This window comes from Terriglobia bacterium (genome assembly GCA_036496425.1).
GTDB lineage: Bacteria > Acidobacteriota > Terriglobia > 20CM-2-55-15 > 20CM-2-55-15 > 20CM-2-55-15.
In genome coordinates this window covers 1-10093 of the sequence record DASXLG010000393.1, presented here as the reverse complement: position 1 = coordinate 10093, position 10093 = coordinate 1, and the positions used below count along the sequence as shown (strand labels likewise).

The following is a 10093-nucleotide window of genomic DNA, read 5'->3' as shown; positions in this document are numbered from 1 at the left end:
GAGTCCTATCTGATCTACTCGTTGCAGGACGATATCCCGGCCAAGGTGGATTCGGCCCATATCGACCTCGCAGCCGGCAGCGTCGGCCTCAACACACAGCTGACGTTCACTTCGAACGCGACCGGAAACCCGGTGGTCGATGCAGTCGTCGGCGGAACGCACAACCTGCTCTTCAGGGGAAGACTCATGGGGGAGCACAGCCGCGGAAAATTCGATCTGGACGAAGTCCGCGTCGACGGGATACCGGTTCCAAACATCTTCATTCAGACTCTGTTCAAGAAGTACGTCAAACCGAAGTATCCCGAAGCAGACCTCAACGAGCCCTTCGATATGCCGTGGGGCATCGAGGAGATCAAATTGGAACCGGGAAAAGCGACAGTGGTCTACTAGCCGGACTTCGCCGCTCTGAAGATATAGTTGATATAGGACTTTTCTTCGGCCTTGAGATCGAAGTTGAAACGATAGAGCCGATCCTTCAAGTCGTCCAGATAGAAATAACCGAATTTGAGCGTTCGATCCGCCATGCGGATAAAAAACGGTGGTTTGCGTGGACCCAGCGTCGTCTGGCAAACGAAATCACCCTGTACCTTCAACACCCGCGCGATCTCCCCGACGGCCTGATCCTGGTCTCTGAACAATTGAAGGGCGCCGCAGCATGTTACGGCGTCGAAAGCTTCCGCTTTGAACGGCAGCGAGAGGGCGCTTCCTCTCATGTAGTACACGTTGGTGAGGCCCTCTTTCTTTGTCAGCCGGACCGCGCGTTCCAGCATTTGCGGCGAGAGATCGAAACCCACCACAGTTGACTTCGGAGCGAGCCGCGCGATGCGCCGCGTAAAGTTTCCGGGGCCGCACGCCAGATCGAGGATCAAACCATGGCGGCGTTGAATAAGAGAAGCAATCCGATCGACGTCTTTAGGAAAGGAGTGCTTGCTGGCGATGAAGTAACCGATCGGCCGCCAGATTCCCTCGTATAACGCGACGATCGGCGCGGATTGCATCAGCAGCTGAATCGGCGGAACCGGCTCCGGATCACCGGGATGGAGGTCCAGGTAACCGTTGCGAACCGGAAAGACTGTGCTGCAGCCCCGGCAGATCAGCCGGCCGGGACTGCCGAACAGATAGTCGGAATGATTTGATGAAGTCCAGGCAGGATCAGTTGCGTGACAGACAGCGCATTCAAACGCAGCAAAAACCTCGGGAACTTGCTCTGACATTATATCGCTTCCCCGGTATAACCGATTGTAAGACCACTCTGGAAAACCCAGGACCTCAGGATTCCAAGAGATGGAATCTTAATGGATACCGGGCTTAATTCAAAGCAGATGGATCGATAAGCTGTCGTTTTTGCCTTTTCTCGCTCCTGAAAAACGTCTTGCCATACGCCTTCCGGATGCGGAAATAAGGTTTCAGCCGATTCAGCGTGTTTTCCATACCCTGCGTCACATGCTGTCTCATGGCTTCCGCAGCTTCGAGCGGCGTGCCGGCAACCAGCACTTCGACCAGCGCCTGGTGGCGGCGCGGCATCAATTCATCGGAGGGTTGCCGGACGATGCAAAACCAGGTGGACGCCAGAGCGTGGGTTTTCTCGATGGCAAGGCTCAGAGCGATGCAGCGGGCGCCTTCAGCGATGCGCCGATGCAATTTCTCGTGCGCCGGAAGGTACAGCGATTGTTCCGATACGGACATGGCATCGACACGAGCTGCAAACTTCTGCAGCTCGCTGCGGTCTTCCGCGGTGGCTGCCGCGGCGAACAGCATGGATGCCTGCACTTCGAGCGCTTCGCGAACGATATAGTGTCCGCGTACGTCGTCGCGCGAAGGTATACGCACACGCGTTCCGGCCCGTGGCCGGCTTTCGAGAAGACCTTCGAACTCCAGCCGGAGAAGGGCTTCCGAGACGGGCAGAAAACTCATCCCCAGTTCGGCTGCGATTTTCCGGCGTGAAATAACCTGCCCCAACGGGAGCTCGCCCTGGAGGATCCGCTGTTTGACGAACTCGTAGGCTTCCGCTGCAAGGCTTGCGGGCGCTGCAGAATTTCCCATCACAACTCCTCTCATGAAAATGCGCGCTCATCGTTTCATTTATATTTTTTCTTATGCGAACGCGCGTTGACGTGTGGCATATTCTTACCTTTGACAGCCCGGAATGCCACTACGCCGACAATAATGATATGACAGATTTTTGCCCGCAGTAAGCAAATCCTCATCGAATTGCGCTTACTTCTGTAATGTCAGATGGTTAGAAGGATGAATAAGGACTTATGAAACCAACAGTTGTTCGAAGTGTGAATCGCGCCGAAGGCGGCGCAGTGAAGACGCTCGGCGAACTGGGAGTCGCGACTGTCCATGAAGCGCAGGGGCGCACCGGATTGATGCGACCGTATATGCGGCCGATTTATCCCAGCGCGAAAGCCGCCGGCACCGCCATCACGATTTCCTGCCATCCCGGCGACAACATCATGATTCATGCCGCCATCGAGTTTTGCAAACCGGGCGACATTCTGATTGTCACCACGACGTCCGAATCGACCGACGGAATGTTTGGCGAACTGCTCGCCGAATCCGCGCGGTCGCACGGTGTTGTCGGTCTGATCATCGACGCGGGTGTTCGCGATGTGCGGGATCTCACCGAGATGCAGTTTCCAGTCTGGTCGAAAGCGGTTTCCGCTCAGGGCACCGTGAAAGCGAGTCCCGGCTCCGTAAATGTTCCTGTCGTTTGCGCCGGAACGATGGTGCGGCCGGGTGATGCGATCGTGGCCGACGCGGACGGCGTGGTCGTGATCAAACGCGAGAACGCGGCCGAAATTGCCCGGCTGGCGGGTGAACGATTCGTGAAGGAGCAGAAGACGCGCGAACGGCTGAAGTCCGGCGAACTCGGTGTCGACTTTTACGGATTGCGCGCCAAGCTGGCGGAGCTGGGTGTCCGCTACGTCGACGATCTGGAAAAGGAACTGTAAGCCGGTCCAGATGGACATTCCCCGCCTTTCCAAGGCGGGGAGTCCGAGCGATCAAACCGTTAGAACGCGAGGACGGGGCGGTTATCCAGGAATCGCGCAGCGCACCTTATTCGTTGAATTTACTAACCACCCCGTCAGCGCCGCTAACGCGATTCTTATATCCGCCGTGTCATCCACCAATCGATTTGAGGATCGTCTCCCATCGGAAACACATGCTCTCCGGCGCGGACAAAGTTCCATTTCTTATAAAACGCTTTCGCGCGTTCATTATTCTCCCAGACGCCGAGATACATGGTCTTGAAGCTCCGTTGCCGCGCTTCCTCCAGACACAATTGCATCAGCTCGGATGCCAGTCCGCTGCCGTGCCATTGCCGGTCGATATAAAACCGCACGAGTTCAATCGGCGCGTCCCCGATGACGCACTCAGGGGGCGGACCGGCCAACAGCTTCGCATAACCAGCGAAGGCCTCATCGGATAGGGCGAGCAGCCAGACGGCTGCGGGGTCACTCAGCTCCGCCCGAATTCGATCCAAAGCGAACGCGCTCTCCAGATAAGCCCGCATGTTCCCGGGCGTGTTGACTGCTGCGAAGGTCTCGTAATATGTGCGTACGGCGAGGCGCTGCAACTCATCTGCATCATCTGCTGTCGCGTATCTGAATCGAAACATCCGGTAGTAAAGACGTTAGCGGATAATCACTCTGCCGCGCGCGGGCGGAACACGTCGTCCCAGTACAGCAAGAGGCTCGTGCCGATGATGATCGAGGCGGACGCAAGATGATCGGCGCGGCGCATTTGCGCCGCGAAGAGCGTGATGCCCAGGATCATGACGCTCAGGCGTAGCGCTTCGAGCTTTGCCGGCCCACACTTGCCCGTTTTGTTCCAGCAGTACGTCATAAACGGCGGGAGGTCGTCGAGGTCTTGCGGCTCCAGCTGTTGCAGGCGAAGCAGCACGATTCTTGCGCACATGCCGGCGAACCCTATTCCCACGACGCCGGCAATGACGGCGAACACAGCGCTTGCGCTGGCCCACCATCCGCCGGTCCATCGCCACGGCAGATATTGCACCACCGCCCAGGCCGCGGCCGGCAAAAGGAGTATCCACGCGACACGCCTCGGCATGATCTCCAACGTCACCGGAATCGCAATCGAAAGTGAAAGCGCATACAGCAAGACTGCTATCGCTCCGCCTTCCATCGCGAGCCATATGACTGCGAGCATGGGATGCTGCGCGATTGCTTCTCCGGCATGTCCTCCGGCCAGAGACAAGCCGCCCTCGACAGAGAACAACAGGGCGATGAGGATCAGGCCGTAACGCCAGTCCTCCCGAACGTGTTCGACCGCAGCATGCCAGAAGACATTCAGAGTCTCTACGGCAGACACTCTGCGTACCTCAAGGAACATCCGGTACTCTGCGCCGTAACGCGCCCGCCAGGCGGGCGGATAAAGGCGCGTCAGAAACCCGGCGAGCCTTGGATTCATGTCGCCTCCAGCCGGCGCAGCGCCCTGCGCGCAAAATGGTTCAACGTGGTCAGCCTGGCCCGCAGAAGGCGCGCGCCTGCAGCGGTAATGCGGTAGGGGTGACGGCGATCCTCCTCCGGCAACGGTTCGATCAGCTTCTGCTGTTCCAGCCGCGTGATCGCGCCGTATAGCGTCCCCGGTCCGAGGCGTGTGCCGCACAATCGCTCGATGTCGTCTATCATGGCGTGCCCATGCTTCGGGCCGTCGGCGAGACTGGCCAGGACGAGTAAGGGAGGATCAGAGAAGCGTCCCGGATCGGGATCGTGTTCATCTACGCGCTGCGTACTTCGTGCCACGTAATTGACGATAGCGGATCACTTGCGCCGGCGCAAGAAGAATTGGAGTCGGTAAACCTATAGCTGGCGCTTTCCGCGCTCACATGTGAGGGAGATGGTGATGTGGCAGGGAATGAGGATGTAGGCAATTAAGCGGCCGAGCGTTCGCTATACGATTTCGATCAGACGGACCGATGTGTGAGCGCGTACCGACCGGGCGAGGCGATTGTCCGCCGTCAAGAACTCCGCTTTCAGTTGTTCGGCGAGTACCACGTACGCCGCGTCGTAGGCGCTGAAATTATTCCGCAATTCCCATACTCGTTTGAGGAATGGCCGGTGGGTGTTGAGCCGGAGAGGGAGGTCCTCGTAATCCTGTAAAGCCTCTGCGGCACGATCGATGGATAATTCCTTACGGAGCAGCGCTGAGCGATTCCCGGTGCAGGCGGTCCGGAACATGTCTTACCTGGATCATCTTCGACATAAGTTCAGCATGTCACTTGCTGCGCGCATGTTCAAGGCGGGGAAGGTCTTCTGATTCATCGCCGGGAAGTTCGCACCGGACGGCATCACTTTCGTGTCGATCTTTCGATGTTCAAGCCGGTTCACGCCAGGCAGATACGCTCCTACATCGTCCGACGGACAACAATAAGTCACTGGGACATCAGCTAATCACCTTCCGAGCAAATCGAAATACCGTTCCCGGCTCAGCCCTGCCGTACGGAGCAGGTTCTTGATGATGAACACGGGAACGGCCGAATACATCGGAATCACGAGCGGCCGTTTGATATCGGCTTTCGTGTAAATGAGGTGATCGCCGCGCTGGCGATCAAAGGTAAACCCGGCCTGTTCGAAGACTTTAACGAGCATCTGGTAGGAAACCGGCTTGATGGCGGGCATGCATCAGACGGTCATCGTCACGCGATCAACTGAGACTTCCGGCGCGTTCCAATCACTGCCGACGCGCTCGAAACCGGCCTCCTCGAGGATTTCGTCCAGTGTGCCCTTGTCTCCAGCAGCCTCGATGAAGCCGCGCACGGCATCCTGGATGTTGGCGCGGGCCTTTTCTTTGGTTTCGCCGCAGCTTGAAATGTCAAGCTGCGGAACGTGCGCTACATACAGATCCCCTTCTTTGAAGACCTGTACCATAAAGGAAAGATTGTGCATCGGGGAAACCTCCCTTTGAGAATACCGCATGGTCGCATCGTAGGAAACATGCAGGATTCGTTCCAGACGCGGCAGAATCATCCACTGGGCTCTCGAACTGCCTCCACCCAACGTTCTCGTGCGTAACGGCTTCAACACCGGCGTGTACAGATCGATGATGGTCAACCACGAAGAGATCACCGTGACGGCGTTCCAGGCCAAGGATGGATCCAAACACGCATGGGCCGCCGGCCTGACGCGCGGAGACGGCAAGACCGTCATCACGCTGGGCGGCCTTCCCGCGCAGCCCTACAGCGCCAAGCCTGGCGGCGACCGTAAAGTGAAGCAGTAATCCTTGTTCTGCGAAATGCGTGCGGTCACAGACCGCACCTACAGAAGGTACCTGGCATAACCTGGGCTCATGGTCTTCCTCGTCTCTTGTTCTGAATTGGTCGAAGCTGCCGATAGGAGCACGAATTCGGACAAAACTCCAGATGTTGGGACGTTTCTGAAGATGCAGCAAAATGGTAAAATCTCCCGGCACAGCGCCGGCAGCTTCCTCGGCCGTGCGGACGGATTAATCCATGAACAACGAACTATCGGTCGGTTTTATTGGTTTCGGCGAAGCCGGCTCACACATCGCCAGAGGTCTGAAATCCGCGGGGCTCTCGCGGATTTTTGCTTTTGATATCGCTCCGGAGAAGGTCCGTCATCACGCTCAGGAAGCGGCAGTGCCGCTGGTCGATTCCAATCGTGAACTGGCGAGATCGGCGCGCGTCATATTCTCAACCGTGACCTGTGCCAGGGCAAAGGAGGCGGCAGAACAAACCGCTCCCTATCTCGAACCCCACCATATTTATGCCGATCTCAACTCGGTCTCGCCGGCGCTGAAGCAGGAGATCGACCGGGTGATCTCGGCGTCGGGGGCGAGTTTTGTCGAGGCCGCCGTGATGTCGCCTGTTCCGCCGACCGGCCATCGGTCGCCGATGTTGCTCGGCGGTAAAGGCGCGCCGGCATTTGCGGAATTGATGACGCCGTTTGGAATGCGCCTGCAGGTGGTCTCCGAAAATGTCGGAGTAGCCGCTGCCACGAAGATGTTCCGAAGCATCATTGTCAAAGGCCTCGAAGCCCTGATGCTCGAGTGCGTCCTGGCTTCCGTTCCATACGGGGCGGATGAACGTGTCTTTTCCTCGCTGAGCGAGAGCTTTCCGGGAATCGACTGGCAAAAGCTGGCGAACTATATGGTGAGCCGTGTCGTCATCCACGGCGAGCGTCGCGCCCGGGAGATGGAAGAGGTCGCCGAAACGCTGAAGTCGCTGGGCATCGAGCCCATCATGGCGGAGGCCGCAGCCCGCAGGCAGGACTGGTGCGCGCGCCTGGGCATCGCTTCACAATTCGGACCGGACGGTCCAAAGACCTACCGTGAAGCTCTTCAGGCCATCGGGCATGATTCTACGAAACAGGTTTAGCCGCAGATTACGCGGATTACGCAGATGGGGGAATCAATTAGTCTTTTTTTTGCGCCCATCTGCGTAATCCGCGTAATCTGCGGCTAAACTTAGCCTCAAAAGGCACCTAAACTTTCGTGTATCATGCGTATCCGGGAGAGTCTACATGTCGAAATTCATTATTGGTCCGCATATGCGGCTCCAGGAATGGGTCGCTGAAGAAAAGGGCTATTTTAAAGACGAAGGTCTCGATTACGAGTTCCTCCCCTCGACCGGTTTTTCCAATATCAGCGTCAAATCCGCCACCGAACTTCCTAAAGATCAGATCAAGGGCGCTTATCAAACGATCGAAGCCGGGCGCAGCTGCGACATCAGTTCCGCCTGTCACTGGACAATCAATATGGCGGCGGCGGCCGGTCACGGCCGGTTATGGGCCGGAGCGTATTCCATATTGCCTTGCGGGATCATGGTGCCTCCCGAGTCGCCTATCAAAACCGCGAAAGACCTCGCAAATGTCCCGATCGCTGTCGGTTATCAATCCGGAAGCCATTACACGACCATTCAGGCCCTCGAACCCATCCTCAATCGCGAAGAGATCAAATTGCATTTCGGCGGCATGATTTTCCAGCGGTTGGAACTGCTCATCGATCGCGAGGTGCCCGTCGCGACGTTATTTGGCGGGATGATGTATTTTGCCGAGCAACTCGGCTTTCGAAAAATCCTGGACTGCACGTTCATGGTTGCGGCGATCGTCAAAGAGGAAGCCGCGGAAGAGGACGTCGAAAAGTTTTATCGCGGGTTGAAGCGGGCTCAAGTCGATATCGACATGAACCATCAGCACTACACCCACTACTACAAACGCGAATTCCCGCACCGTTTCCACGACATGATGGACACGCGAGTCTTCGGTCCCGGCGAGCGCATCGTCTTTGCTCCTTATACAAAGGAGATGTACGACGAGACTCAGAAGTGGATCGAATCCTGGAACATCTTTGAAGAAGGTCTCAAGGGCAGAAAAGGCTACGAAGAATCCGTAGTCTCGGTTTAAAACGGGAGGAACGATGATTATCGATTCACATGCGCACGTGACGGCGCCCGACAGTCTGTACGTTTATAAAGCCGGCCTGCTCGCGCATCGCGGCGGCCATGGCCGGGGCTCAGTGACGGCAACCGATGAAGACATCACGAAGGCGCTGAATTCGCCCGTCTTTGGAGGTTCGTCGCATTTGCAGCAGCTGAAGGAAGCGGGCACGGACATGCAGATCATCTCGCCCCGTCCGTATCAAATGATGACGAGCGAGACTCCGAAACTGGTTCAGTGGTTCACCGAAGAAACCAACAACGTCATTGCCCAGGAAGTGAAGCTCTTCCCGAAGGTGTTCCGCGGTGTCTGCGGTCTGCCGCTGACGCCGGGCGTGAGCCCGAAGGCGGTGCTTCCGTATCTCGAACGCTGCGTGAAGGAACAGGGTTTCGTCGGATTTCTGCTGAATCCCGATCCCGGCGAGTGTTCCGGAGTCGAAACGCCTCCTCTCGGCGATCGTTTCTGGTATCCGCTCTACGAGAAAATGTGTGAGCTCGATATCCCCGGACACATCCATTCGGCCGGCTGCCGGTCCGAGCGGCTGACGTACTCGCTCCACTTTATCAATGAAGAAACCATCGCGGTCGTGTCGCTTCTGAATTCAACCGTGTTCAACGATTTTCCGAACCTGAAGATCATGGTTTCGCATGGCGGCGGCGCCGTTCCGTATCAGTATGGCCGGTTCGAAGCCGGCGCTCTGCGGCGCGGCGGCCCCCGCTTCTCCGACAAGATGCGTAACCTCTACTACGACACTGTGCTTTATTCGGCGGACGCGCTTGCCTTGCTCTTCAAGACAGTGGGGGCGGAGCGCTGCCTGTTCGGGACGGAGCGTCCGGGCGTCGGAACGGTTAAGGATCCCAAGACCGGGAAGTGGCTCGACGAAACGCGGCACATCATTGAGGGCTTTGACTTCCTGAGCGCCGCGGAAAAGAAAATGATCTTCGAGGACAACGCCAAGAAGCTCTTTAAAATCCAGGTATAACCAACCATGACGAAACGAATTGCTTTCACCGTGTTGATCGCCCTCGTTCTATTGGTGCCGGCCTTTATCGCGCAGGGTCAGCTTCAAAAGACTGCCATCAACTTTCCGACGCGCAGCGGCGCATCCTGGCCGATGTTCATCGCGAAAGCCGGCGGCTACTACGAGAAATACGGGCTGGATGTGAATCTGGCTTTCGGCGCCGGCCCGATCGGCGTCGCCATGATTTCCAGCGGCGAAGCGGCCATGACGAACTCGTCGATGGAACAGGCGCTGCAGGCCGGTTCACGCGATCCCAGCGCGCTTGTCTTGCTGGGAAGCTCGCTCAACAAAGGGATGTTTGCGCTGATGGCGCCGGCCGCTACCAAGACCGCCAAGGACCTGAAGAACAAGCGAGTCGCCGTCAGCCAGATCGGCGATGCTCCATATAACTATTCGGTAGCGCTGCTGGCAAAGTTCGGTCTGTCCCCGCGCGACGTTCAATGGGTGCCCGTTGGAACCGACGCGAACGCCCGCGCGGTCGCGTTGACCAGCGGCAGGGCTGATGCCACGCTGCTGACGGCGCCTTCCTATTTTCCGCTTGAGAAGCAGGGTTACAAAACACTCGCAAACATGGCGGACTACAACGACATCTATGCTTCCACCGTGTACCTCTTCACGCGCAAGACCCTAACGTCCAACCCGAAAATCG

General features: G+C 57.4%; 15 protein-coding genes. 7 read left to right on the top strand and 8 right to left on the bottom strand.

The genetic code is table 11. The annotated features are described in order from the left end of the window. A partial coding sequence (locus VGK48_28935; GenBank protein HEY2385220.1) for a hypothetical protein occupies nucleotides 1–390 on the top strand: 390 nt, incomplete at its 5' end. On the opposite strand, the gene VGK48_28930 is transcribed toward VGK48_28935, so the two are convergent. Further along, complete coding sequence (locus VGK48_28930; GenBank protein ID HEY2385219.1) at nucleotides 387–1214, bottom strand: class I SAM-dependent methyltransferase; 828 nt, start codon at nucleotides 1212–1214, stop codon at nucleotides 387–389. The two genes, VGK48_28935 and VGK48_28930, sit on opposite strands and share 4 nt — an antisense overlap. Nucleotides 1215–1308: 94 nt before the next feature. Beyond that, nucleotides 1309–2043: a GntR family transcriptional regulator gene (locus VGK48_28925; GenBank protein ID HEY2385218.1), complete on the bottom strand. Its 735-nt coding sequence runs from the start codon at nucleotides 2041–2043 to the stop codon at nucleotides 1309–1311. A gap of 218 nt (nucleotides 2044–2261) precedes the next feature. Between VGK48_28925 and VGK48_28920 the strand changes: the two genes are divergently transcribed. Beyond that, a complete protein-coding gene (locus VGK48_28920) occupies nucleotides 2262–2957 on the top strand; it encodes a 4-carboxy-4-hydroxy-2-oxoadipate aldolase/oxaloacetate decarboxylase (protein HEY2385217.1) in 696 nt (231 codons plus the stop codon). Between the two features lie 155 nt (nucleotides 2958–3112). Here VGK48_28920 and VGK48_28915 read toward each other — a convergent pair whose 3' ends face one another. From VGK48_28915 to VGK48_28890, 6 genes are all read right to left on the bottom strand, one after another. Continuing rightward, complete coding sequence (locus tag VGK48_28915; GenBank protein ID HEY2385216.1) at nucleotides 3113–3625, bottom strand: GNAT family N-acetyltransferase; 513 nt, start codon at nucleotides 3623–3625, stop codon at nucleotides 3113–3115. Nucleotides 3626–3651: 26 nt separating this feature from the next. Then, entirely contained in the window at nucleotides 3652–4437 is a 786-nt protein-coding gene (locus VGK48_28910; protein HEY2385215.1) for a hypothetical protein, read from the bottom strand. After that, nucleotides 4434–4772 carry a PadR family transcriptional regulator gene (locus VGK48_28905; protein ID HEY2385214.1) on the bottom strand — a complete coding sequence of 113 codons (339 nt, stop codon included), beginning with the start codon at nucleotides 4770–4772 and terminating at the stop codon, nucleotides 4434–4436. Before VGK48_28905 ends, VGK48_28910 begins: the two co-directional genes overlap by 4 nt. A 147-nt stretch (nucleotides 4773–4919) precedes the next feature. Beyond that, nucleotides 4920–5207, bottom strand: a complete 288-nt coding sequence (locus VGK48_28900) for a type II toxin-antitoxin system VapC family toxin (GenBank protein ID HEY2385213.1) — start codon at nucleotides 5205–5207, stop codon at nucleotides 4920–4922. A 213-nt stretch (nucleotides 5208–5420) separates the two neighbouring features. Further along, nucleotides 5421–5648, bottom strand: coding sequence for a type II toxin-antitoxin system HicA family toxin (locus VGK48_28895; GenBank protein HEY2385212.1), 228 nt, complete (start codon nucleotides 5646–5648; stop codon nucleotides 5421–5423). A 3-nt stretch (nucleotides 5649–5651) separates the two neighbouring features. Further along, entirely contained in the window at nucleotides 5652–6080 is a 429-nt protein-coding gene (locus tag VGK48_28890) for a type II toxin-antitoxin system HicB family antitoxin (GenBank protein HEY2385211.1), read from the bottom strand. On the opposite strand from VGK48_28890, the gene VGK48_28885 reads away from it, so the two are divergent. The 5 genes from VGK48_28885 to VGK48_28865 form a co-directional block, all read left to right on the top strand. Further along, complete coding sequence (locus VGK48_28885) at nucleotides 6070–6246, top strand: hypothetical protein (GenBank protein HEY2385210.1); 177 nt, start codon at nucleotides 6070–6072, stop codon at nucleotides 6244–6246. The genes VGK48_28890 and VGK48_28885 overlap by 11 nt on opposite strands. 232 nt (nucleotides 6247–6478) lie before the next feature. Beyond that, the gene (locus VGK48_28880; protein ID HEY2385209.1) at nucleotides 6479–7363 is read left to right on the top strand and encodes a DUF1932 domain-containing protein; all 885 of its coding nucleotides are present in this window, start codon (nucleotides 6479–6481) and stop codon (nucleotides 7361–7363) included. 145 nt (nucleotides 7364–7508) lie between these two features. Next, nucleotides 7509–8390 carry a hypothetical protein gene (locus VGK48_28875; protein ID HEY2385208.1) on the top strand — a complete coding sequence of 294 codons (882 nt, stop codon included), beginning with the start codon at nucleotides 7509–7511 and terminating at the stop codon, nucleotides 8388–8390. Between the two features lie 13 nt (nucleotides 8391–8403). After that, entirely contained in the window at nucleotides 8404–9405 is a 1002-nt protein-coding gene (locus VGK48_28870) for an amidohydrolase family protein (protein HEY2385207.1), read from the top strand. A gap of 6 nt (nucleotides 9406–9411) precedes the next feature. Next, the coding region (locus VGK48_28865) for an ABC transporter substrate-binding protein (GenBank protein ID HEY2385206.1) at nucleotides 9412–10093 on the top strand (682 nt) is incomplete at its 3' end.